This window comes from Bradyrhizobium sp. S3.3.6 (assembly GCF_040546905.1).
Classification (GTDB): domain Bacteria; phylum Pseudomonadota; class Alphaproteobacteria; order Rhizobiales; family Xanthobacteraceae; genus Bradyrhizobium; species Bradyrhizobium cytisi.
This window is the reverse complement of record NZ_JBEPOT010000022.1, coordinates 24,789-50,485: the sequence shown is the minus strand read 5'-3', so window position 1 is coordinate 50,485 and position 25,697 is coordinate 24,789. Positions and strand designations below refer to the sequence as shown.

12 protein-coding genes and 6 pseudogenes are annotated in these 25,697 nt (G+C 58.2%); 10 read left to right on the top strand and 8 right to left on the bottom strand.

Annotated elements, in window-relative coordinates:
* On the bottom strand, positions 1–111 hold a 111-nt coding region (locus tag ABID59_RS36450), incomplete at its 3' end, for a transposase (protein ID WP_502916857.1).
* A gap of 1,765 nt (positions 112–1,876) precedes the next feature.
* Between ABID59_RS36450 and ABID59_RS36445 the strand changes: the two genes are divergently transcribed.
* Positions 1,877–7,435 (top strand): trifunctional serine/threonine-protein kinase/ATP-binding protein/sensor histidine kinase, encoded by a 5,559-nt coding sequence (locus tag ABID59_RS36445; RefSeq protein ID WP_354086556.1) that lies wholly within the window; start codon positions 1,877–1,879, stop codon positions 7,433–7,435.
* Between the two features lie 863 nt (positions 7,436–8,298).
* Here ABID59_RS36445 and ABID59_RS36440 read toward each other — a convergent pair.
* On the bottom strand, positions 8,299–8,514 hold the full coding sequence (locus ABID59_RS36440) for an FMN-binding negative transcriptional regulator (RefSeq protein WP_354086555.1): 216 nt from the start codon (positions 8,512–8,514) through the stop codon (positions 8,299–8,301).
* A gap of 677 nt (positions 8,515–9,191) precedes the next feature.
* Here ABID59_RS36440 and ABID59_RS36435 point away from each other — a divergent pair.
* The 7 genes and pseudogenes from ABID59_RS36435 (at position 9,192) to ABID59_RS36405 (ending at position 16,754) form a co-directional block, all read left to right on the top strand.
* Positions 9,192–10,439 (top strand): pectate lyase family protein, encoded by a 1,248-nt coding sequence (locus tag ABID59_RS36435; protein ID WP_354086554.1) that lies wholly within the window; start codon positions 9,192–9,194, stop codon positions 10,437–10,439.
* 446 nt (positions 10,440–10,885) lie between these two features.
* Positions 10,886–11,815 (top strand): annotated as a pseudogene (locus ABID59_RS36430) (TauD/TfdA dioxygenase family protein).
* A 234-nt stretch (positions 11,816–12,049) separates the two neighbouring features.
* Positions 12,050–12,304 (top strand): annotated as a pseudogene (locus tag ABID59_RS36425) (hypothetical protein); the annotation flags it as partial.
* Positions 12,305–12,310: 6 nt separating this feature from the next.
* Positions 12,311–12,649 (top strand): polysaccharide deacetylase family protein, encoded by a 339-nt coding sequence (locus tag ABID59_RS36420; protein WP_354086557.1) that lies wholly within the window; start codon positions 12,311–12,313, stop codon positions 12,647–12,649.
* A gap of 1,179 nt (positions 12,650–13,828) precedes the next feature.
* Positions 13,829–14,398, top strand: coding sequence for a GNAT family N-acetyltransferase (locus tag ABID59_RS36415; RefSeq protein ID WP_354086553.1), 570 nt, complete (start codon positions 13,829–13,831; stop codon positions 14,396–14,398).
* A gap of 1,087 nt (positions 14,399–15,485) precedes the next feature.
* Entirely contained in the window at positions 15,486–15,632 is a 147-nt protein-coding gene (locus ABID59_RS36410) for a hypothetical protein (protein ID WP_354086552.1), read from the top strand.
* Between the two features lie 57 nt (positions 15,633–15,689).
* The gene (locus ABID59_RS36405; protein ID WP_354086551.1) at positions 15,690–16,754 is read left to right on the top strand and encodes an IS630 family transposase; all 1,065 of its coding nucleotides are present in this window, start codon (positions 15,690–15,692) and stop codon (positions 16,752–16,754) included.
* Between the two features lie 9 nt (positions 16,755–16,763).
* Here ABID59_RS36405 and ABID59_RS36400 read toward each other — a convergent pair whose 3' ends face one another.
* Together ABID59_RS36400 and ABID59_RS36395 are read right to left on the bottom strand one after the other, a co-directional pair.
* The gene (locus ABID59_RS36400) at positions 16,764–17,288 is read right to left on the bottom strand and encodes a hypothetical protein (RefSeq protein ID WP_354086550.1); all 525 of its coding nucleotides are present in this window, start codon (positions 17,286–17,288) and stop codon (positions 16,764–16,766) included.
* A gap of 93 nt (positions 17,289–17,381) precedes the next feature.
* Entirely contained in the window at positions 17,382–17,495 is a 114-nt protein-coding gene (locus ABID59_RS36395) for a transposase domain-containing protein (RefSeq protein ID WP_354086549.1), read from the bottom strand.
* 399 nt (positions 17,496–17,894) lie between these two features.
* Between ABID59_RS36395 and ABID59_RS36390 the strand changes: the two genes are divergently transcribed.
* Positions 17,895–19,133: a cytochrome P450 gene (locus ABID59_RS36390; RefSeq protein ID WP_354086548.1), complete on the top strand. Its 1,239-nt coding sequence runs from the start codon at positions 17,895–17,897 to the stop codon at positions 19,131–19,133.
* Positions 19,134–19,467: 334 nt separating this feature from the next.
* Here the strand turns inward: ABID59_RS36390 and ABID59_RS36385 are convergent.
* From ABID59_RS36385 to ABID59_RS36370, 4 genes and pseudogenes are all read right to left on the bottom strand, one after another.
* Positions 19,468–19,760 (bottom strand): annotated as a pseudogene (locus ABID59_RS36385) (diaminopropionate ammonia-lyase); the annotation flags it as partial.
* Positions 19,761–19,765: 5 nt separating this feature from the next.
* Positions 19,766–19,954 (bottom strand): annotated as a pseudogene (locus tag ABID59_RS36380) (Tn3 family transposase); the annotation flags it as partial.
* 860 nt (positions 19,955–20,814) lie between these two features.
* Positions 20,815–21,484: pseudogene (locus ABID59_RS36375) on the bottom strand (IS5 family transposase); the annotation flags it as partial.
* A 751-nt stretch (positions 21,485–22,235) separates the two neighbouring features.
* Positions 22,236–23,561: a DUF3422 family protein gene (locus ABID59_RS36370; protein WP_354086547.1), complete on the bottom strand. Its 1,326-nt coding sequence runs from the start codon at positions 23,559–23,561 to the stop codon at positions 22,236–22,238.
* A 1,737-nt stretch (positions 23,562–25,298) separates the two neighbouring features.
* Between ABID59_RS36370 and ABID59_RS36365 the strand changes: the two are divergent.
* A pseudogene (locus tag ABID59_RS36365) lies at positions 25,299–25,595 on the top strand (tyrosine-type recombinase/integrase); the annotation flags it as partial.
* Between the last annotated feature and the right edge of the window lie 102 nt (positions 25,596–25,697).

Here is a 25,697-nt window from a genome sequence, read left to right as displayed (position 1 = left end):
CTTGGCCGGCGCAATCAGCGGCTCCACCAACGCCCATTCCTCATCGGTCAAGTCGCTGGGATAACGTAGCCGGCTGCGGTCGTAACGACTGCGGTGCTCCTTCGTCCACATGGGCGCCCCTTCAAATTCGGACCGCCTCCCTTGAATCACAAACGATTCCGATGATTCAAGATGTTCTCGGACAGACACTAAGGCCCCCAGGCAGGGTCATTAAAGGCGGCCCGACGCACTCCGTCGAGAAGAAAGTGCGCCGGGTTCGCCCCACATCGCCAGTACATCCGTGGCGATGCTGCCTCCAATGAAGCAACCAGCGTGGCAAAACTGAAACTCGCTCAGCAAGGCAGAGTAGGTCGTTACTTCCTGCGACTTCGCACCGGCCAGGAAGGGCTTGAATCGTTCGTGGCATCACGTTGTACGATCCCGGTGTAGATCTATCGAATTGGCAAAGTCCGATCCAGCAAAGTTCTCGTTGGCAGAGGTTGGATAAATGCTGTCACAGTGCGCGTGGCGAGAAGAGGCGTTCCGCTGTTCTTCATTTCAATTGCAATTCTCTTACACCCGTTTTGGGTAGCTTACGCCTTGCTTGAAGCGATTTAAGCAGCGAGATCTCTCTCGGATTGATCGGCTTCGCATGGCCGGAAATCGCCCTCCTGCGAACCGGTACAGGCCTCGAGGGGAACAGGCTGAGCTGAAACTGCGCCAGTGCGGTTTCAGCTCGAAAAAGCAATATCGGCCGCGCTTATGTCCGCGGGGCAGCCACCGAGGTGGCGAAAAGGTCCAGCTGTTCGATTTGCCGCAATGGACCGAGCGCTCTGAGCTTTAGGATAACCGATTTCGAGGGGCTCAAGTTTACAAAGAAGCTGCCTCATTGGCTCAAGTCACTCCATCAGGCCTTTTGGTTTGTTGATCGGTCAATGTCCAAACGCGCCGTCGCATCATTGGATTCGTCTCGTTCGAGCTAAGTCTCTCCTGCGATCTGTGAATCAACCTCGTGACTAGTATCTGAGAGGCGTTGTCGGAGGGGCGGTCTTCCTCAAGTGCAAAATTGTGTACGGCGAACTCCTTCAATATCCTGTTGGATGCACAGGCTCTGTGCTTCCTTAGCTCGGTACGGCGACCTCAGTGTCGTCGCGCTACTTGCTTCACGGGGGCAGCATGATCAAGATTTCACATGTGACGCCGGTACGGACCGGGCGCACGGTTAAGGCGGTGACAGCGCGCGCCGGACGGCTCGAACTTGTGAAGACACGTCTCTCGGCCCAATGCCATATTAGTTCGGTGCTGAAGACTGTGTGCGTCGACGGTATGGTCGCTTGCGCGAAAGACATACTCGGATGGCGTTGTGCGAAGCAAGTTGTGGCGCTCGGGACTTCAGTTCGTGCCAGGAGATCTCGCGATAGCTCATGGGGATGGCATTGCGCATCGCTCCCCGGACGCTCAGGCCGATGCAGCCGTCAGAAGCCGGCGTCCAATGGCCTCGCGCGTTGCGCCGATCGTGGGCAACCGATCAGCTTTCACATGTCATTGCCTGCTTGAGCAGTAGCAGCGATCTGGGGGCCCTGCTGCACGTCGTGCAGTGGGCCGCTGGTGGTCGGGTAACGGCTACGAGCCGCTCCATCAAAAAGGATCCTTCGCCCATACACTGCGCTAGTCGGGAGCGCTCGCCGCCGATGCTGTGCAGGCCTGCCTGCGCGCGGGATTGGGGTGGATCGACACGATCGGGTTGTGACGTATTGGGTGTGTAAGTCGCATCTTGATTGCCGCGGTCCGGTCTTTTGCGGTCTTGATCGGTATTCGCGCCGTTTGCGAAGTCCCTTCACAAGCTCGCCCCATATGTGTCAGATTTTGGCTCAATCCTTATTGACTGGGCGGGCAAATGCCGCGGGACCCCCTCAGCCGAACTCTGTTCGGCTCAAATGTCGACAGTGACATCCAGCCCCTGTGGGAGGACGGTGATCGCGCGTTCTGCCGTGCGTGGCGTCGGCAAACCCACGGCAGCAGGGCTGTCGTGCTTGTCGTGCGGCCCATCGCGGAACACCCAGCGACGCTCGACCGCCTCGCCCATGAGTTTGAGCTGAGGGAGGAGCTAGACGAGGCATGGGCGGTGCGGCCGTTGGAACTCATCCGGGAAGCCGGTCGGACTATGCTGGTCCTGGAGAATCCATCCGGCGAGCCACTACTAAATTTACTCGGGATCCGTATGGAGCCCAAGCCGTTCCTGCGCCTCGCCGTTGGTATCACGAGGGCCGTGGGCAAGCTTCACCGGAACGGCTTGGTCCACAAGGACCTGAAACCCGCTCACATTCTGGTCAATTGTCCTGACGAACAGGTGCGACTCACTGGGTTTGGTCTGGCTTCCCGTCTTTCCCGCGAGCGCGTGCCGCCTGAGCCTGCCGAGTTCATCGCCGGCTCGCTGCCCTACATGGCGCCCGAACAGACCGGACGAATGAATCGCTCAGTCGACTGTCGCAGTGATCTGTATTCACTTGGCGTGACATTCTATCAGATGCTGACCGGCGCGCTGCCGTTCACGGGCTCAGATCCCTTGGAGTGGATCCATTGTCATATTGCAAGAAAAGCAACACCGCCTGTCGAGAAATCGCAAAACCTCCCGGAGCCAATCTCTCAGATTGTGATGAAACTCCTCGCGAAGACCGCCGAGGAACGCTACCAGACTGCCGCTGGCCTTGAGCACGATCTGCAACACTGTCTGGCAGCATGGGCGAACCACGGTCGCATCGACACATTTGAGCTGGGCGCAGACGACACACCTGATCGGTTGCTCATCCCCGAGAAGCTCTATGGCAGAGCCCGCGAGATCGAGACCTTGCTTGCCTCTTTCGATCGCGCGGTGAAGAGCGGCGCGCCGAGGTTGGTGCTGGTTGCCGGCTACTCCGGCGTCGGTAAGTCCTCGCTTGTCCAGGAGCTACACAAAGTACTCGTGCCCTCGCGCGGGCTGTTGGCATCAGGCAAATTCGACCAACTGAAGCGCGATGTTCCCTATGCGACACTAGTGCAGACCTTTCAGAGTCTTGTGCGTCCTCTTCTCAGCAAAAGTGAGGGCGAACTCGCGACCTGGCGGCAAGCGCTCCGGGAGGCGCTCGGCGCGAATGGACGGCTGATGGTCGAATTGATCCCCGATCTGAGCCTGATCATTGGCGAGCAGCCCGCGCCTGCTGAGCTTCCAGCCCGGCAAGCGCAGAATCGTTTCCAGCTCGTGCTTCGCCGCTTTATTGGTGTGTTCGCCCGGCGAACCCATCCATTGGTGCTCTTCCTCGACGATTTGCACTGGCTCGATGCCGCAACGCTCGACCTGATCGAGGATCTTCTGACTCAGTCGGACCTGCACCTGCTGCTCATTGGAGCTTACCGCAGCAACGAAGTTGATGCAGGCCATCCACTCAAACGCAAGCTCGACTCCATCAGGAGAGCCGACGTAAATCTAGAGGAGATCACGCTGTCGCCGCTCACTGCAGACGATGTCGCGCAGTTGGTCGCAGATACCCTTCGCTGCGGACCAAAACGCGCTGCCCCGCTTGCAAAGTTGGTGCATCAGAAGACGATGGGCAATCCGTTCTTCGCCATTCAATTCTTGTCCGAACTGGCCGAAGAGCCGCTGTTGACGTTCGATCACGAGTCGGCGCGCTGGCGTTGGGATCTCGAGCGCATTCACGCAAAAGCCTACACCGAGAACGTCGTCGATCTGATGCTCGGCAAGCTCATCCGGCTGCCCGAGGAAACGCAGAACGCGCTGCAACAGCTGGCCTGTTTCGGCAACATGGCCGGGACGGTGGAGCTTGCGATCGTGCTCGAAACATCACAGGAACAGGTGCATGCGAGGCTATGGCCAGCGATCCGGCAGGAACTGATCGCGCGCCAGGGAACAGTCTACCGCTTTGTCCACGATCGCGTTCAAGAGGCGGCTTACTTGCTGGTGCCGGAATCCTCGCGCGCTCCTGCCCATTTGCGGATCGGTCGGATGCTTGCGGCACATGTCCCTGCGCACAAACGTGAAGAGGCTATCTTCGATGTTGTCAGTCAACTCAATCGAGGTGTCGCGCTAATCGCTTCCGGTGAGGAGCGAGAGCGGCTCGCGGAATTGAATTTAATCGCAGGGCAGCGTGCGAGGGCGTCGGCGGCCTACGCCTCGGCACTCACATATTTCACCGTCGGTGCTGCGCTGCTCGCGCAGGATTCATGGCAAAGGCGCCACGAACTCGCGTTCGCACTGGAGACCAGCCGGGCCGAATGCGAATTCTTAGTAGGCCAGCTGGAGATTGCAGAGAGTCTCTTGTCCGCACTGTCGAAGCGGGGTTTGAACGCGCCCCAACAAGCAACGGTCGCATGTTTGCGGGTCGATCTTTACTTGACGCTCGGTCAGCACGAGCGGGCGGTGCTCATAGGTCTCGAATATCTCCACGACGTCGGGATCGAGTGGTCGCAGCATCCGACGGACCAGGAAGCACTGGCCGAATATCAGCGGATGTGGTCACAGCTGCCCGACGCAATCGAGGATCTTGCTGGTTTGCCTAGAATGACAGATCAGACCTCGCTTGCCACGCTCGCCGTCTTGACTCGGATTCTTCCGCCCGCAGGCTTCACGGACGCCAATTTATCCGCTTTGGTCATCTGCAGAGCCGTCAGCATGAGCCTCGAATACGGCAATACTGATGCTTCTTGCACCCATTACGCGTGGCTAGGCCGAATCTCGGCCGGGCGCTTCGGTGACTACCAAGCGGCTGACAAATTTGGCCGTCTTGCTTGCGACCTGGTCGATCGCGGTGAGTTCTCTCGTTTTCGGGCTCCAGTCTATTTGGCCGTTGGATGCAACGTGATCCCATGGACGAATCCCTTAAGAGATGGCCGAGTGTTGATTCGGCGAGCGCACGAAGCTGCGGTGATTAGCGGCGACCTCATCTATGAGGCGTACAGTTTGGTTCATCTAACGTCAAACATGATCATGGCCGGAGATCCTCTGAGAGAGGTGCAGAATGAGATAGAGAAGAGCATTGCCACGACACGGAACAGAAAGGTGCAGTTCGCTGCTGATACCATAGATGCTCAGCTCGCAATCGTTAGAACGATGCGCGGCCTCACGCGCTCATTCGGATGCTTCGATGACCAACAATTTAACGAGCTGGACGTTGAACGATCGTTGGCCGGAAGTCCAGAGCGGTCGCCTAGCCAAACTGTCTATTGGATCCGCAAGCTTCAGGCGCGGTTTCTAGCTGGCGATTACGCTGCGGCTGTTGGTGCTCGCTCGAAGGCGGAGCCCCAATTATGGACCATGCCGACAGAGCCCTTGATCGCGGAGTTTCACTTCTATGGTGCGCTGTCTCACTCGTGTTACTGCGACAGGCTGTGTGAAAGCGAGCAACAGCAACATCGAGAAATAATTGATGCCCATTACAGACAACTGCAGATATGGGCCACGAATTGCCCCGAAAACTTTGACAATCGGGCTTCCTTGGTCGGGGCTGAAATTGCGAGGTTGGAATGCCGAGATGTAGACGCAATGCGACTGTACGAACACTCAATCCAGACCGCAGGACGTAACGGTTTCGCCCATCACGAGGGGGTCGCTTGTGAACTTGCAGCGCGCTTTTATGCTGCGCGCGGTTTTGACAGGATCTCCCGGGTTTACCTGCAGGACGCCCGGCATGGCTACCTTCGTTGGGGAGCAGATGGTAAGGTGCATCAACTCGACGAGCTGAATCCCCATCTCAACCATGAGACCACTCTTGCCGTGGATGGCATGAGGATCGGAGCTCCGGTTGAGCATCTTGATCTGGCGACGGTGACAAAAGTGTCGCAGGCGATTTCCGGCGAGATTGTGCTTCAAAAACTAATCGACTCGCTTATGCGGACTGCCATTGAGCAGGCTGGCGCCGAGCGAGGTTTGTTGATTCTGCTGGATGGAGGCGAGCCACGGATCGAGGCGGAAGCCACAACGGTAGCGGATGCACTGCTTGTAAAGGTGGATGAACAGTCCGTGACTCCGATGGCTCTTCCCGAGTCCGTGCTGCATTTCGTCCTACGTGTCCGCGAAAACGTCATTCTCGAAGATGCTGCCGCCCAGCCTTCATTTGCGGAAGATCCGTATATCCGCGAGCGCAAAGCACGTTCTATCCTTTGCCTGCCGCTGATCACGCAGGGCAAGCTGATCGGCGTACTTTATCTGGAGAATAATCTCGCCCCGCGCATATTCTCGGCTGCCCGCAACTCCGTGCTGAAAATGCTTGCCTCTCAAGCTGCAACAGCGCTGGAAAACAGCCGGTTGTATAGCGAAGTGCAGCAACGGGAGGCGAAAATCCGGCGTTTACTCGACGCTAACATCATCGGAATCTTTATCATCCGCGAAGCGGGCGAGATCATCGAGGCAAATCAAGCATTCCTCACGATGGTTGGATACGACCAAGAGGATCTTCTCGCAGGGCGAGTGAACGGTCTCGACCTGACGCCTCCAGAATGGCACGAGCGCACAATGGATGCTCGGATAGAAGCAAAAAGGACCGGAGCTGTTCAGCAGTTCGAGAAAGAGTATGTTCGGAAGGATGGCAGCCGCGTGCCGGTGCTAATTGGCCTCGCCGTATTCGATGAGCGACAGGACCAAGGTGTTGGCTTCGTCCTCGACCTGACGGAGCGAAAGAGAGTGGAAGCGGAAGCCCGTGAAAGCGAACGACGGTATCGCGAAACTCTGATGGGCCTTGCACACGCCAATCGGATCACGACAATGGGACAGCTGGCCGCCTCGATCGCCCATGAGGTGAACCAGCCGATTGCGGCGATCAGCAGCAATGCCGGGGCAGGGCTAAATTGGCTCGGTGCTCAACCCCCAAACCTGGAAGAAGTTCGGCAGACCTTCGGTTTGATTGTCCGTGACAGTATGCGCGCGGGGAACGTGATCCGCCGGATCCGCGCTCTTATGAACAAGGCTCCGATACAAACGGAGCTTCTTGCAATTGACGAAGTGATCTTAGAGGTGCTGTCCCTAGTTGGCGCGGAACTCGCAAAACATGATGTGTGGGTACGAACCCGACGGCCTGAGGCGTTGCCGCTCGTTCGAGCAGATCGCGTTCAGGTGCGGCAGGTGATTCTCAATCTGATCACGAACGCCATCGAGGCAATGAGCGAGATCAACGAAGGCGAGCGCGAATTACTGATCGCTACGCGGACTGATGGCTCGAATAATGTATTGGTCTCTTTTCGGGATACGGGTCCAGGACTCGATCCAAACAGCGCAGACCGCGTGTTCGAGGCGTTTTACACCACGAAATCCGAAGGCATGGGCATGGGTCTGGCCATTTGCCATTCTATTATTGAGGCGCACGGGGGCCGAATGTGGGCAAGCGCCAATGATCCTCGCGGAGCCGTCTTTCAGTTCAGCATGCCCGTTGCGCCGGAGGGCGTGGATCGGGCGGAACAGGTCACTTGAGCGTCTTGGGGCGAGTGCGTCGTCGAGCAGGGGTGCTCCGGGAGCTCCGAGAATCATGACAGAAGTAAGCTGCGCGACGTTGATAACTTGAGACATTCGCGTTTCTTGCGGCCCGTCGGGAGTGTTGGCGCGACCGCAGATTATCGCGACCTGTCAGACAATCTGCAATCCGACCGCAATGTCAGATTCCAGACACTCGCTGGCCCTTTGCAAATCTCTAGAGAATTGCAAGCCATCAAGCACAATCAGACGAAACCTGCAGACGCAGTGTTCGAGATGCGTACGGCAATCGTCATTCAAAGCATCGTTGTTTGAGCCGGAAGGGCGATATCAATAGTTGCATGCAACCCTCGAGGTGGAGCAGAGCTTCGGGGGCGGATCAGGTTAACCCGATCGCAAGAGTCCGTGCTGAACTGGTTGTGAAGAGGGTGCTTTGACAGTAAAGAGCCGACGCCGCGCTCGTAACTCCGATCTCAATGCAAAGCATTGCTGCAATGCGCTGCGAACCATCCCATGGGCTGCCACTGGTGCATCGTTTTTCTTCTCCGGAGTTGGCCTCGTCGCCAGGGCGCCACGGCTGCCGCTCGCGTTAGACGCCGCGCGTTCGATGGCATCATGCACTCTTCTGTGCTGCGTAAGGCACCTGACGCGAGCAGAAACCCACCGGCGCCAGCACGTCGTTGTGCAGACGGAGGGCAGTCGAGGAAGTCGAGAAAATCCACGTGGCGCCGGGTTCGTTTACAGCAAGCCGTTCGGGTTCGTCATCCTTTCGGAATGAGGTGAGCCGCACGACGCTCTTCGTCACGGTCGCTGTTGGATAAGCCTCGATGACGCCGGCGCGATCCGCCGTATTGCATTCTGGCTCATCTTCCGCGTGCCATCGAAGAACTCAACTGGATCGTAGGCATGCACCGCGACATAGTCGCACGTCGGTACGGCTCGCCTGTGTCGTGCATGGTCACGTACCAGGAAGGGCTAATATAGGCCTGCGCTCCAGCGAAAATCGCCATGGCCTCGCCAGTCGGCGTCAGCTTCCACTGCAGGTTCGAACGCGCCAGGCGCGCACAAATGGTGCCCATGGAGCCTTCGCTCGTCGAATACTACGGGCAGCATCTCTCCAACAAGCCCTTCGTGAGTGGCGGTGACCACTGTCGCTGACCGTGCCTCGCGCATTTTCCGATGAAGGTCGGCGACGTCGACGACTCGAAGGCGGGCGGCGTGTACATGGGCGAAGCTCCCCGGCAGCCCGGCCGACAGCCGGGCGACTCCTGATTTGAACTGGGGGTGCGCCTCATGCTGGATCACAGAAAGAGCCAATCTGGGTAGTTTCATTCCTCCGCGCGCGCTCGCGCTGAGGGCAGCTAACTGATGATGTGTCAAAGGGGGTAGATCGACGAGCGCGTTTGCAAGCTGGTTCAGCCGTGGTCTTCGAGCCGTGCGCGTTACGGCCAGCCGTGGGATAGCATCTTGCTTTCATTCTGACTGAGCTCTCGAAGCATCGACCGCTGCTTTCATCGGCCGTGAGTGGCTCAATGGCTACCCAGATCCGTCGCAGTTGGTGCGGAGCCTGCGGCTGCACACTTCGGCTGTTGTTTAGCACGGTTCCAATATTCCGTTGCTGCCTTATTGAGGCCGATGTGATGGCGTTAACGCCCCATGCTGATGGCCCATTCCAGTTCAGCATCTCAGTTCGAAAGTTCAGTTTCTCGTGCGGATTTCCGGGTAGCAGAGAGAGCATATGTCTAGGAAAGACACGATGGAGCACATCAAGCGTTCGTTGCGCGTGCTCGGCGGACTTGCTGTCGTCCTCGGCATCTCTTCCGTGCTCGGATCGAACAATGCGCGATCCGAAGCTCTCAAGGGCTTTGGCTCTGCAGCGACGGGCGGACTTGGAGGCGAGATAGTTCAGGTCAGATCAACCGAAGCTCTGAATCATGAGTTATGTCGTTCGTACAGCTTCGGGCAGTGCAATGACAATAGTCCGCGCGAGATCCAGGTAATCGGAACCATAGACTTTACCGGTACGGAAGGGCGAGGCGAGGGGCAGGGATGCCAATACGGCCGCACTTGTTCGGCGCCTTACAAGCGTGAGTCCCTTCTCCTTATGGATGGCAACGACGCGCATTGCGATGGCAAGGGGAAGACTTTGGTCGGCTTCGACAGGGCCGGCAAGCGCCCGCTGGAAATTGGCTCAAACAAAACAGTGATCGGCGTTGGTCCGAGCGCTACAATCAAAGGGAAGGGGCTGCGCCTGAATGGGGTCAGCAATGTCGTTATTCGCAACCTGACCATCAGTGATGTCAATCAAGGCGTGATATTTGCCGGCGATGCTATTGCAATTGCACGAGCCGACCTGGTTTGGATCGATCACAACCGATTTCATAATATCGGGCGACAGATGATTGCCGGCGGCTTTGGCCCTACGACGAATATTACGATTTCCTGGAACGACTTCGATGGTAGCGATACCTATTCCTCGTATTGCAACGGGGAGCACTATTGGAATCTCCTGTTTCTTGGTGTCCCGCAGACGATCACCATCGCAAATAACTATTTCCATGAGATTTCGGGGCGGGCGCCGCACATCGACGGGGCCCACGCCGTTATTCATCTCGTTAACAATTATTTCCACAACACGAATGCGCAACAAAGCGGCGGATTCTTCCATGCAGTGGATGCTGGATCATCTGTGCAAGCACTGGTCGAGGGTAATTACTTTGACAACATTGAAACACCTATAAAGACTGGGAGTGGACATATCTTTGGTTTGTTAGGCAAAGCCAGCGGGACCGTGCAGGACATCTGCCTTACCGTGCTCGGACGTCGCTGCATCGAGAACATCGCGACCCCAGTGCCGCGGATCAATGGCTTTCGCCTGGATGAAACCGTAGTTCAATCGTTTGGAGCTCTTCCAAGTTTGTCTATTCCTCTTCCATTTCCAGCGGATGATGTTCCGGCTGTGATCACGGGCGGGGCGGGTCCCGGACACCTTGGGAGCCGGTGATGGCTCGTTCGCAGACGCGGCTCGAGACTTGGCCGATTGCCGCAAACAGTTGAGTGGAAGGCGCATACTGGACGAGAACGGCACGCACGGCTGGTTGCCGGACGTTGCACCAGGACCGTACGGCCTTTCTCTTCGAGTGCCGATCGGTACAATTCCTGTCGATTATGCGCCCTATGCCTTTCCCCGCCGACCCAGGCGCTCGCCTCAAATGCTTACGTCCGGTTTTTGACGGGTTCGGGTTGGAAAGAGGAGGGGGCAGCATCGAGTTCCTGGCAACTGTTCGAATTATCCTCCGATCAGCTAGCTGACGGACCTTCACAGCTTCGTTTTCCGACTGGCATGGTGCTTGCTCGAGAGTACCGTAGAGCGATGTGGGTCGCCTTCGAAACCGAGTGACATGCGCCCTCGTCCGATTGAAGAATCCGCAACGCTTGGAGAAGTTCGCAATGAAAGAAACGGCTTCGACTGATAGTGTCATTCAACCGACCGACGTCGTCAAGCGCGCAGCGCGCATCGGTGTTGAAATCTGAAATGTCAAGTTCTCGGGTGATTTACCGAGCCAAACCGTCGCTGCGATTAATAGCCTGCTGCTCGAACACAAGGTGATCTTTTTCCGCGATCAAGGGCATCTTGATGACGCGGAGCAGGAGCGCTTTGCTGCTTGTTTGGGAAGGCTGGTGCCGCATCCGACGCTCGGTACCATCAATGGAACGACCTCGATCATCGAGCTTGATTCCGCGCGCGGAGGTAGTCGGGCTGATGTATGGCACACCGATGGAACGTTTCTCGCGCCCTATCCCAAACTTGCGGTTTTGCGAGCCGTTGTGATCCCAGCGTCCGGTGCCGATACGGTTTGGTCGAACGCTGTGGCCGCCTATCTGGATCTGCCGAGGCCGCTCCAACGGCTTGCCGACGAACTCTGGACCGTTCACAGCAACGCCTTCGACTACGCCGGGACCTGCCGTGTTCGCGAAATCGACCAGAAACATTTTGATGAGGTCTTTACCAAAACGATCTATGAGACCGAGCATCCGGTGGTCCGTGTACATCCCGAGACCGGCGAGCGCGCGCTGGTGCTCGGCGATCTGGTGCAACGGTTTATCGATATCCCAAAACGCGACGGCCAGAAGCTGTTTGATCTATTCCAGTCCCATATCACGGCGCCCGAGAATACTGTACGCTGGAGCTGGAAAGAAGGCGATGTCGCGATTTGGGATAACCGCGCAACACTGCATTATGCGGTCAACGATTACGGTGACCAGCATCGTGTCGTCCATCGTGCCACAATCGATGGTGACGCGCCCGTCAGCGTCGATGGTCGATGCAGTGTAACGCGCGTCAAGACGACGAAGCACCCGTCCACGAACGTTGCCTAGCAGTGTGCGGCAAATTCACATAATGCACCGGTCCTATCGCATGTTCGCACGAATTAATGTTTGCGAAGCGCAATTAAATCGAGCACGACGCCACGCGCAATTAGATGGTATGAGCTAACGCGCCGCAGAGGCGGGAGGCGACCTCCTTGCTGAAATGAGATGCTAAAGCTCATCTCGGCCTGGCGAAGATGATTCAGGCATCAATCGGCGCAAATCCGGCGGCGTCCGGTTGAGTTGGCCGCGGAAGGGGAGACGTTCGCGGGTCGGACCAAAGAGTTTTCCTCAGACCGCGCCCTTGGCCGAGCGCGAAATTGTGCTGACCTTCGACGATGGGCCCCGGCCGCCGCACACGGAAAAAGTCTGACAGCGCCGCGCGCAGGGGCGCGTCCGAGCCACATTCTTCCTGGTCGGCAAGTCGTCGGCCCAATTCCCGAGCTCGCGCGGCGGCTGGCCGCGCAAGGCCACACCATCGCGCACCACGGATGGTCGCATTCGATGGCGTCGAAGATCAGCTTCGAGAAGGCGAAAGAGGACATCGACCGCGGGATTGCGGCTGACGAAATGGCGCTCCATGGCATATCGACAATTGCGCCCTCGACGCCGTTCCTCCGCTTCCGCAATTTCGACTCGACGCCTAAGACGCTCGATCTGCTCCAGCATCGGGGCATTTTCGTGTTTGGAGCGGACCTGGGGGCCAGCGTCTGGGAGGAAATGACCCCAGGCCAGGAGTTGAAGCTCATCGTCAGCCGATTCAACGCTGAGGGGAAGGGCATCATTCTGTTTCACGACGCAAAGGCACATACCGCCGCGATGATGCCCGTCTTCCCACGGTAGCCGCTCGACAAAGGCCATCACGTCGTTCACATCGTTCCGACGGCGCAGCTGCAGAGGAATGCCGATACGCATTGATACGGAAATGTCACGGCGGCCGCAGAATGGAGTAATCCCGAATAAACTAAGCCTTCGTTCATGCTAGCCGGCGCAGTGATGGAGGCGAATCGCGCCTCAGCCGTTTCGGGCCCGCTCTGTCAGAGGAAGGCTACGAACCGCAAAGCGACGTAGTAGGTTATTTCGGACGTCTGCCTCATTCTTTGCCGTTTGCGCGCTGGCAGGAGTGCTACGCGGGCATAGCCCGGCATCTCCATCGTGCAGCAGTACGTGTTCTGGAATGGCAGTAACCCGCCGCGTCATCGGTAACCTAAGCTTTCTTCTGCTGAAATGCCGAGACCGTCTTACGCTGTAACCCGTGTCCGCAAGCATTAGAACTGTCTTCCAACAGCAGATTCGAAGGGAATGATAGAGACGATCTCGCACGATACAGCCTGACGATACTCTCGGAAAGCATTGAACCGAAATGCGATGGCTCGCCGAGAACCCGGCTTCATCAGGGGGCATTGTCGATTCGAAGAACACGGGAGAAGCTGGTCTCAATCGCGAGCTAAACGACCAAATTGCACCCGTCATCGGACGTCCGAGATGTTCTACGTCGCGCGGCAACAAATGGCGCGTCCGATGAGAAATTAGAGAAAACTGATTGTCTGAACACAAGAAAAACAGTTTGTCTTGGACTCGCGCGTTGGACAAGTTTCTGAGAGCATTGATTTCGGGCAATGCTGCTGGTCAGCGACGCTCATGATGCTCGCGCGCAGTCATGGTAAGGAGGCCGCTGAACGTCATTGCTCGGAATTGGACCGGACAATCGCTCGCAAGGGGGCAGCCGCACTCCTGCAACGTCCGAGTTTGAACACGATGTGGGGCGATACGCAGGTCCAAAGAAGGAGAGAGCGCTCCGTGCGACCATTACGATGTTCGACAAGTTATCTTTCGATTTTCTGAGATATTTGTGGTTGGGAGCGACACGAAGACGCTATCACCTCAGTGTGACCTAAGGCGTCATCCGACCGTCAACCGTGCAGCATATCTGTTCGAATCGGTGCTGCGGCGGCCCCCGCTCCGATGCGCCGCCGGACGAGGTCGTATGTTGGCTCAACTCAACTTGGAAGAGGTTATCACATGGTGACCACGCGTGAAGTCTCTATCGATGACGCCACAACGGTGACCCACATGGTTGCCGCCCTACTTGCCGAACTTGAGGGCGGACAAAAGCAGGGCGGACTAGATACCCAGCTTGTCGTCGACCTACTGGCCATGAAAGAGCGCGTCTATGGGTTTCTGGCATTCACGGAGCTACGCCCGGTCGGCCTCATTATGTTGTCGGAAAGCGCCGCCCTTTTTGCGGGCGGAACCTACGGCATTATCACCGAACTCTACGTGGTGCCGGAGCAGCGCTCGACTGGGGTCGCGATGCGTCTCATTGAGGCTGCGGTGGGCCTGGGTACGCTAAAGGGCTGGGGCCAGCTTGAAGTGGGGGCGCCGAGGCAGCCCATATGGAGCCGTAGTCCCTGCTCAGCATTGTACTTGAAGGCCGGCTTTGCAGAGATCGGCCCACGCCTCAAGTTGCCGTTACGCGGCTTAGCTAGTCATCGTGCGAAACGTAGTGCTGCGGGGAGATCGCGGTTGGATCCTCGGCGGCAACGCGAGCCAAGCCGCTGTATCCCGGATTCGTCTTCGACATTTGCGTGAGCGTCGATGTGCCGGCACCCGGTTGACTCGCGATGGATTTGGTAATGCCGGATTTAAGTCCGCCCGACAAATCGGAGAGCACCGGCGCATCTCAAACCCCTCATTCTGAGTGAGCTGATCCGCGCGCCCAGCTCGAAGGGACATGAACCCCTGCGCCGCGCAGGGGCCAGCCTCTGCGCGGCGATGAGCCATCTGTAAGGCCCGAACGCTGGCCGGTCTCCCAGGGCGTACGGATCGGACGGCTTACGAAAGGCTCACGAGCTCGCCCCATCCGTTGACCTGTTCTTGGCCGGTTTAATATTCTTCGCGGTCACTTGCGCTGGCTTCGCACTAACGAGCTGTTCGTACACGAGAGGATATGTCGCGCCCTCGGTGTTGATCAGAAAGACCCGTCAATTGGATCAATCGGATCTTCCCACGTAAATCGCCAGACCACTTCCTGAGTCTCGGCAGAGCTACCGGCGACCTGTCTTGCTGGGCTGGGTAAACCCCCAGTACCCCGCAACTACGTCCCCTGTCGAACGATCTGCGTCTGGCCATGCTCCGCCTCGGCAAGCGGATAGCGTGGTTTGCCGCTAAAAATGGCGTTCAATAGGGACTTACTGAACGCAGGCGTGAGCTTACCGCTTCTCCGCGAACACGATGCGAGTCTTCGCCCGAAGGGCTCACGGATCCAACGATCATGCACCAATCGTGACTAGACGATCGATTCCATGAAGCTGCGATGTAGGAGCAGGCTGGATGGAACGGACGGGTAAGTTGGCGGATTCCTGGTTTGCGGTCGGCGAAGTGTCATGGCTGGATGGCGGTGAGCGGTCGAGTTGGCGATGACCGACGAAGAGATAGCAACATTGGCGGCTCTTCGCGATCGAGAACTGAACTGGCGAGCCGGTTATCGCGGGCGCAGATGCTGCTCGCGTATCGCGAAAATCCTTCGTTTTGCCCAGCGGGCCAAAGGCTTGCAGTCGCATCCATCATACGGTGCAGCGCTGTGTCGAGCGCGCGCTGGTCGATAGCCCGGTGGCCGCCCTAGACGATCGCCCGCGACCCGGCAAGGAAGCAACCATCACGCCTGAGAGGAAAGGCGGTGGCGATCCTGTCGTGCGAGGAAAAGCCGGGAATCCAGGCCATCGCAACGACGGCGCCGGATTTGCCGCCCGAACCCGGCACCCACGCCAGCTTTGCACGCGACCAGAGGTCCCACGTTTGCGGTGATCAGCAGGCGCGCGCGTAACGGATTGGCATCTAGTACCCACTTTTCATAAAGCGTGAGTCGTGATTCAACATCGGGATGATACCCGAAGCAAGAGAAGTCCAGCTTTCGAAGAAGGATCGCAAGGTGCTTGAGGCATGTTGCCGCTCGCCGGTGACATTGCAGCGCGATTTGAAGCGGGCTCGGATCGTTCTGTTGGCTGCGGCCGGGCGCAGCACCCGGTCGATTGCCAAGGAGGTTGAGGTCCAGCCGCGGATTGTCAGTCTGTGGCGGCATCGCTATGCCGACCATGGTCTTGAAGGGCTGCAAGACAAGCCGCGGCCTGGCAAGCAGCCGATCTATACGAAGGCCACCGACAAGCGGATTCTGCGGCTGTTGGACAAACCGTCACCGGAAGGGTTTGCGCGCTGGACGGGACCGCTGCTGGCCGAGGAGCTGGGCGATGTTGACGTCCAATATGTCTGGCGGTTCCTGCGCAACCACAAGATCGACCTCGTGGTTCGCAAATCCTGGTGCGAGAGTAATGACCCGCATTTCACGGCCAAAGCTGCCGATGTTGTCGGCCTCTACGTCGCCCCGCCCGCGAGGGCCATTGTGCTATGCGTGGACGAAAAGCCTTCGATCCAGGCTTTGGAGCGGGCGCAGGGCTATCTGAAGTTGCCCAATGGTCGCGCCCTGACCGGTCAGAGCCACGACTACAAGCGGCATGGCACGACAACGCTGTTTGCGGCACTCGAGGTTGGCACCGGAAAGATCATCGCGACGCATTCAAAGCAGCGGCGGCGTGTCGAGTTCCTCGACTTCATGGACAGCGTCACCTCGGCTTTTCCTGACCGTCAGCTTCACGTCATCCTCGACAATCTCAACACCCATCAGAAAAACGACCACTGGCTCAAGGCCCATCCAAATGTGAAATTTCATTTCACGCCGACAAGCGCGTCCTGGCTCAATCAGGTCGAGGTTTGGTTCTCGATCTTGCAGGGGCAGTCGCTCAGCGGCGCTTCCTTCACAAGCCTCAAACAACTCGAGCAGCACATCGATGCCTATATCAAAGCCTACAATGACAAAGCTCAGCCCTTCGTCTGGACCAAGAAAAAGGTCCGTCAACGCCGATTTAAAGGCCGCTGTATCACTCAGCTCTGATTCCGGGTACTAGTACTGGCGGATGGCCTCGACGGGCGGCGGAATATCGGCGTAGGCGCGCCGCGTCTCGCGGCCGCTTTGTGGTGCTCCGAGCAGCGGCTGTCCCTGATCGTCGGCACAGTGCAGCAGAACTGGCAGAAGCAGGCCGTGATTGACGTTGCTGGCGTCCAGCAATGGCCCCCACGCCGATAGTTTGAATCGCATCGCGGCATAGAAATCCTGACACCAAGGACGCGGATCGACGTCGCCATTGGCTTTGCGGCGGTGCATCGGCTCGAAATGGCGATGCGTGGTCGAAAGGATTTGGCTGATCTGGTTATGGCGCAGCGCAACGGCGGAGATCGCGGCAAACTCCGGTGTGCCGCCGTGGTTGAAAGCATCGGCATCAATGGGAGCAGCGGCCAGATCCAGTCGAGCGGGCTCATGACATCGGTCAGGCCACGATCGCGCCGACGTGACCGTCGAGCATGGGAAGACTTGTGGCGGCAGGCTGCTGATCGACGCGAGCCCGGAGCCATCGTTCGAGCAACGCAATCGGCATCGCGGCGGCGGTCATCGACGATGCTTTATGGCGACGTGGGCTCACGCAGCGGCCTGCGCAGCGCGCTGGCGGGCCGCCTTCCAGTTCTAGGCGAGCAGCTCGTGCAGCCGATGGTTCTTGGTTGCCCCCGAGGCGATGCGGTCCAGCACGTCAGTCAGGTAGACCTGCGGGTCGAGCTCATGGAGCTTTGCTGTGTTCACGATCGACTCCAGGGTCGCCCAGTTCTCGGCGCCACCTTCGCAGCAAAGGGCGTGCCTGCCCGAGAGAATGAGGATAAGCGGCTGCGTGCAGCTGCGAGTGCTTGCGTCCTGAATTGACTACGACAAAAACACGCGTTCGTACACCTCCCAAATCCGATAGGGGAGCTTCGCCCGCTTTGCCATTATTCTGCATCGACAGGGGCCGAGCCAAGGTCGACCCAACTTCGCCGTAACATGATTTCAGATTTCAGAGCTCTCGCGAACCCGAGCCATGGACATGCGTCACACATTGTTAGTGCACCGCCCAAGCTCGTTGTTTTTCGACCGAGCTTTCCAGCGAACTCTAGAGCGCACTCAGCTGAGCAAGCAAAATTGCAGGCCAATCTCCGCGAGGCAACCATGATAGCATTAACGGCAGAGAACGCTTGCGAGAGTGCTGATATCCCGCTGAGCCGCCTTGATGTAAGCGAGCCCAAGCGCTTTAAGGATGATACCGTTTGGCCTTGTTTCGAGCGGCTGCGAAGGGAGGATCCTGTCCATTATTGCGAAGACAGCCCATACGGACCATACTGGTCGATAACAAAATACCGCGACATCATAGCCGTGGACTCAAATCACACAATATTCTCATCAGAGCGAAGCGTCACAATCGTCGACCCGCCGGAGGAGTATTGGACCCCCAGTTTCATCAAAATGAGTCCTCCTGTCCATACTCAGCAGCGTAAGACTATCAGTCCGATAGCGGCATCGGAGAATCTGGCGAATCTTGAAGGCTTGATTCGCTCGCGGGTTCAGAAGATCTTGGACGGTTTGCCGCGCAATGATACCTTCAACTGGGTCGACAGGGTCTCGATCGAGTTGACGACCCAAATGCTGGCCACGCTGTTCGATTTTCCATTTCAGGATCGACGGTTGCTGACCTACTGGTCGGACGTAGCTGCCTTGACGCCACAAATGGGCGACCAGATCGACAGCTGGGAAAAACGAAAGGTGGTGCTGTCGGAGTGCCTGGACTATTTCACACGGCTTTGGAGCGAACGGGTCAATTGCGAGCCGCGCGCTGACCTGATCTCGATGATGGCGCATTCGCCGGCGACGCGAAACATGGAGCCGCGCGAGTTCCTGGGCAACCTCATTCTGCTGATTGTTGGAGGCAACGATACAACGCGCAACTCAATCAGCGGTGGCGTCTTGTTCATGAGCCAAAATCCGTCCGAACTGCGAAAACTCCGAAATGATGCTTCGCTACTGCCCGGGGCGGTATCCGAGATTATACGATACCAAACGCCTATCGCGCACATGCGCCGGACGGCTGTGGACGATTTGACGATAGGCCACAAGCGAATCAGGCGAGGCGATAAAGTTGTGATGTGGTATATCTCTGGCAACCGAGACGGCGAAGTCATTGCGAACCCCAACAGCTTCGTCATTGATCGAGAAAATGTACGACAGCATCTCTCATTTGGAGTTGGGATTCATCGTTGCGTGGGCAGGCATCTCGCAGAGCTGCAGCTGAAAATCCTGTGGGAGGAGATGCTGAAACGATCTCTGGAGGTAAAGGTGGTCGGCGAACCGGAGCGAGTTGAATCTAATTTTGTGCACGGTTATTCGGCACTGCCGGTGCAGATTCCAGGTTAGTCTCGGTTGCGAGCGACATTCAAAACTGGTCGTGCAGAACCGGCGGTTAGGATCACGGCCTGGTGGAGACCAGTTGTCTGGGTAAGTTCACCGGCGTTGCGTTGAGGGCTTGTGGTTTTTTCGAAGGGTGCGGACAGGGCCGCAGCGTCGTTGTATCCGGTCGAAGACCCTGGCCGGCCGTTCCCATACGTCACGCCGCCGATTGTCGCATCGTTGTTACTGGAGAGCTTGGCGCCGCGCGCCGCACGAGCTCGAGAAATTGGGCCGACGATGTTCTTGGCCAGTTTAATGTTCGTGCGGTCACTTCCGCTGGCGTCGCACTGACGAGCTGTTCTTACACGAGAGGATATGTCGCGCCCTCGGTGTTGATCAAAAAAAACCGTCAATTGGGTCCAAGACCAATCTTGCCACCAAGGTCGGGTCAGAAGCAGCCTACAGTAAGGCTGCGAGGCCAACACCACCACTTTCGCCTGCAACTACAGCGGGATCGCTAACCCTCGGATTTGCCAGACGTCTCATCACGCTGATTGCGTCCTCGTCGTCGACAGTCATTAAAACATTCGCTGTGCGCGAAAGGATGCGCCAAGCGACGAGCGAAGGCTCGTAGCATTCGAGCGTCGCCATCAGGCGCCGTCGATTCTCCCGGCAGGCCGGATCAGGCACTTCTCGTAGGCGCCGGATCATCGGACGCAATACAGTTCCTGCAACTGATCTTCGAGATTGATAAGGCGCGGATCGAAGCGCAGACCGAACCAGGGCAGGACGGCGAAGTCTGCCTTGTTGACGCTGTGCATGTCGCCGGTGATCGCGGTCGGCACGATGGTGTCCAGCTTCTCGGTCAGCGAGCGGAACGCCAACCGATCGGCTCGTGGTCTGGCGGCCCGCGCCTGCCGATGAACCCTGCTAACGCTCTCCCAACAGCCACGGAGGTTCGCATGCACGTTTTGACACGAATGATGCTGGTCATGGGCGCTAACCGCCTGCTCTGTTAGTTCGGCGCATGCCGCCAAGCCCCAGAAGGCCAAATTGAGGATCGCCGTGGGGGTCACAGACCCTCTCCGCCTTTGTCGTTCTCCTCGACGCCATCGTCGCGTCCTGGCGCAGATCGCTCGCGCCGCACGCAGCGTGGGCGTGCCCGATCCGACTCGCGACAACAAGGCGAACATAGTATTATTCGTCTGAGGCCATTGGCAGTGCCCCCGATTTTCGGCTGTCAAGATCCGGGGTTCGAAAATGTCTTCGGCAAAGCTGGATGCGCTGGAGCCCGATGGACTCATCGTCCATCTCAATCTCCTGTAGGAACCGGTACAGCCGGAGAGCGGCCGCGACTGGCGCGGCTTTGGAACGAAATCCTCCAACCGCTTCATCGTGAACAGCTGCTCCATGAACACGTCGCTCCCGCGCATCGAACCGTTTCGCCAAGGTGGATTGGCAGTCTATTTTTAGCGTAGATATTTCAGCAGCCTGCTAGGCGCCCGCCGCCACGTGCGGGCGACGCCGGCATCAACCGGCGGGCAGATGCGCCAAGGGCAATAATTCCAGGGACCTGAATCTGCTGTTTCCTTCGCCCATAGGGTACACGCGATACTTTACCCTGAGGTCGGGCAACCGGCTGCCAGGCGGAAAAACAGTACCTGCGCTCTTGTCGATCTTCATGGATCTCCGCAACTAGGGTCCAGGCTCAATTGAGCCAATATGCGAGGAGGGCGGCCAGATGAACAGCGGCCAAAAATTTACGGGCGAGCTTGTCTTATAGCGTGGCGATGCGCCGAAGGCCTTGAGCCTGCAAAAGCAGCGCTCGATGACATTGCGGCGTTTGTAGGCGCGTTGTTGAAGCGATGGATGACGACCCGGTTAGAGTTATTGGGGATTACGGGACTTGGCGCCGCGACGAATGATTTCGCCGCGAAGCTTGTCGCCGTCATACCTTTGTCGACGAGTGAGCGTGCTCATCGGTGGCGCGAGCGCCAGGACATCGGGAGCCGAAGCGATATTGGCATGCTGGCCTGGAGTCAGATGGACGACCGGCCGGCAAAGCGGATCGCTCAGCGCATGGATTTTTGTCGTGCGGCCTCCGCGCGAGCGGTCGATTGCTTGATTATGCTCTCCCCTTTTCCGCCGGAGGCACACCGGTGAGCTTTAATCGAGGTCGAGTCGAGCGACATCACGACACCGTCTTCGCCAGGCTTGGCCAGCGCTTCGAAGATTGCGCACCATCGCCCTCGCTTGGCCTAGCGATTGAAGCGATTGTGGATCGTCGTGTAAGGGCCGTATTCACGTGGACAATCACGGCATCGTGCACCCGATTGCAGCCTGTGAATGATGCGGCTGACGATGCGTCGGTCTGCCTGCTGTGCAGGCGACTGCAACATCTATGTTCGCAGTCATCGCGCCGGCGAGCGGGTCATGGCCTCAATCACTCGGTTCCTGACCAATAGGCCGCAGCTAAGATCAACGAGGCCAAGAGCACGTGGCACGACCGGAAAAGCGCAAGTTTCTCGGGTTCAGTATTTCGAACGCCACGGGAGCCAACGACGCACTGCGCCGAAATCGCTCGCTAAGTTCAAAGGCCGAGTGTGGGACATCACCGCCGGACATGGGGCATCAATCTGGAAAGGATCAAAGACCTGTTGCCTTACCTCATCGGATGGCGCGTGTACTTGGCGTTCCGCCAGACTGCTGGCGTGCTCACAAATTTGGAAGCCTGGATTCACTGAAGACAGCGAATGTATCTCTGGCGACAATGGCAGAATCGGCACAAGCGATTCATGGAGCTTCGCCGCCTCGGCATCGCGAAGTTCGCCGCATCGATTGCCGCCGGTTCGCCGGCGGGCTCTGGCGAATGTCCGGGAACCGGCGGTGCAGCACACCCTGCGCAACCACTTCTTTGACGCTCGCGGTCTCTCCGAATATTGGTTCCTCGGCCAGCTTAACTCAGTCGAACCGCCGCGGTACGGACCCGTGTATGCCAGATTGTGAGGGAAGGGTGGCGTCGCGAGACGTCCCCCTCCCGATCAATTGAAGCGCGGGGCTCTGGCGGTAGCGTCACACCCCAACTATGCGAGCTTCGTAGGACGGACGCACTGATTCTCTCAAGGAGCATTAGTCACGAGTCACCGAGGGCGCGTCGTCGTGCTTGAAGTGTCGCTTTCGGATCTTGTAACTCACCAGCCAGATCACGCCGACGGCGATCGGGACGAAGACGGCGGTTAGGTACGAGGGATCTACTCGCAATCCGACATCGTGCGCGCCCTCGGCAAGATATTTAAACAGACTGACCACGTAATATCCAATCGCCGCGACCGACAATCCTTCGACCGTGCACTGCAGCCGAAGTTGCTGCCTCGTGCGCTCATTTATAGCATGCAACAGGTCATGATTCTGTTGCTCGATTTCGACGTCGACACGGGTTCGCAACAGATCGGCGGCACGCGCGAGCTTGACCGACAGAGCCGCCTGACGCTCCTCCACGGTCGCGCAGGTCCGCATCGCCGGCGCCATGCGGCGCGCCAGAAACGACGACCAGCTCGGATAGCCCGAGATGTCATTGCCTTCAATGATGGATAGTCGCGATTGGACCAGCTCGTCATAGGCCTTGCTGGCGCCGAAGCGAAACAGGCTACCGGTCGCACCTCTTTCGAAGGAGGCAGCCAACGCCGTCAGCTCGGCAAGCAGATGGTTGTTGAATTGCAGCCCCTCACCGCTTTGCATTTCTTCGAGCGCTTCAACAAGACGGCGGTCGATGCGATCAACAGACGGTGCAAGCTCAAGGGCCGCCGACAGGCCAAGCAGCGCCAACGGACGGTAGGTCTCGATTTCCAGGAGCCGTTGCACCAGCGCTCCGAGATCGTGCGACGTCATTCCGAGGTCGCAGACGAGGATTTTCGTAAAGCCGTTTTCGTCCACGCGGAAGTCTGAGGCGACAACGCCTGCACCGCTCTTTGTGGCAACCATGGCCAGGCTATTCTTGTCAAAAATCTGTTCGGCGCGCTTGGTCGGCGCGGCGCCTTGCTCCACTTCTAACCTGATCGCGACCAGCAATTGACCCGTCTGCCGCAACGCTCGGATCAGCGATCGGACGGTATCATCAACGTTCCTGAATTGGTGAGCGGCAGGACCATTTGTGTTAGTCCAGATCCAGGTGAATGTTGTAAATTCCGAATGCTGCTCCCAGCGTAGCATAGCGGGCCCGATGACAATCTGATGATGTTTCGCCGATTGCTTAGGCGGGCGCAGATTGCGCTCCAGGCAGAAATCGATAAAACGGCAGCGATCGCTTGCGGCCGCCTCGCCTTGCGCAAGAACAGCGAAGTGGATCACGCTGAATGGCGAGACAAGGCGCGTGAAAGGGCGCGCGTTCACTTCGCCGAGCACGGCGTCGCGTTGCGGATGCGGCTTGAAGGTTCGCAGATCCAGTTCATCGATCATCTATCGACGCCTCGCTTCAGAGTTGAGAAAGCAACCGTCAGCCGTGACGCGAGAGGCATTGGCGGTGCTGGAAACCGGGTGCGCGCGGCAACGCGCCGATCAAGTCATGTCGAGATCGATACCGAGGTCGCCTTGAGATTGGGAAAGAGGTCTTGCGGGAGCAGCATCTGGCCGAGCCGATTGAGGCGGAACAGCCTCGGCCAGGCTTTCGACTGACGCCGTCAACGACGTCTGTCGGGTACGGTCCGGTGTCTATGGCGAAATGTTCGCATTGTGGATCAATGCGCGTAGCGGTGCTCATCGAAAACCTGTTTGGAGAAGAGGGCCGGGCCCCAGCGGGGTGCAGGCACGCGACCTCCGGTGCGGCTACCGCATTCTCGATTGACAGATCGATGCCCAAACACGACTCCCATCCTGTTGCCGCCGCCAAACTTCCTGGCGCGGAGAGCCGCTGCAGGATTTGGGCCAGCACGATAGAAGAGGCACGCTCGCGTCTTTCTTTGCGCAACGTGGCTTTCGAACATAGTCGAAGGCGGGTTTCAGACATTAAGCGCGCTTGTATTCTGACAGAATCCGCCGGTGGCGCAGGCCACAGGAAATTGCCTGTTTCGGCAAGGTGATAGCTGCCCGGCCGCTGCCATTGTCTGAGCGGCCACGCTGTCGTCGGAATTGTCGATGCAGAGCGGGGAGAGTGATCGCGCCCGGACCCGCGGAAGGTTTGGCGATGGCTGATAACGTCACATCGAGCGAGGATGACTGGATCACGGACCCAGAGCGCTCGCCGTCCTCTCTTTGTCGCAACACGCAGAGTAGTGCAAGCGTCGCGGCTTGACCGATTATTGCAGGGAGGCACTTCCATCGAAGAGGCCGTTCGGTGCGCTCGATCCGAACAGAACTGACATCAATGAAATCGCGGCGAAAGCGCCGAGAGGCCCGCCCAACGCATTCAGTCGTGATTGGCTCTTTGTCCTGACAGGCGCAGATTTCCGCTAGCGATCACTGCCTCGTCCACACGCTCCGCTCACGAGAGTCGCCAGCCGTAACTGTGATCCGCCATTATTTGGTCGATCACTCACCACGATCCCCACGTATCTGGCCGTTCATGAAAAGCGATTGCGGGCTTTCATGACCGAGCTGGGGGACGATGTCACGGCAGACTGCCGTTTTGAGCTCGTGCCGCCACCAGATTGTCCGAGCGAGGGACCGGCGGTGCGCGATCGGCCGCGCGCGGCATCATAGGCCGGCGCGCAGATCCTGATTATCGGCGGCCTTCATAAGATGAGCACGCTGGTGCAGACTGCTGCCGTCATCCAGCGCGTCGTGTTCAGCATTCCGCGGCGACAATGATAGGGCGGAGCGTTTCGTGTCGGAGGAGCTCCGCGACCGGCTACTTGAAGACAGATCGCAGCAATAGGCGCCCCGCGTCTGCAAGGGGTCAAAGGACTTGTACGGGGCGATTGGTGTCAAGGCTTTTCGTTGTGGGCCATCTCCTTGTTCGGCCGGGCTGCGCGCGGCCTTCTCATTATACTTGGGCCACGCGCCGAGGGTCTTGCGCTGGGTAGCCCTTGTATCTGCACGGCCATCATTTGTGCGATTGAAGCAGCTTAGCGGCCTTTGCCCGATGGCCACCGGCCAAGGCGCGTGGCGTTGTCGCCCGAGTCGCCCCGATGGGCCTTCGGCCACCCTTGACAGCTGCGGCGCGTAGCGGCCAGCGAAACACAGATCGGGACGAGGAGCTGTCGCAAGGCCGCCACCATCGCCGCAGGCGAGGACTTCAAGGGCTTGGACCGGAACGACGCGAAGCCCGAGGCGAGGCGGCAAGAAGCAGCGCACCACGCTTGCGACCCTCATTGTTGAAGGTGGTCCCCACCAGACGTCCTTGATCGAACGTCAAGTCATCAATTGGAAGCCAGCAATGTCGGCGCTGCGGCTCGCGCTTAAGGATCACGCCGATAGCGGCGTGGGGGACCTGACGCGACGGCAGATTATGGCTGCGGTCGACAGATCGCCAAGACCGGCAAGCGTGGGACGGCCTCTCTTCTTGTGCCGCCTCCAGCGCGCCGAATGAGCTGTTCTCCGACGTGGTTGTCATCTCCGATTCACATATCGGAAGCAGCTTTCTTCATGCCATCCCAA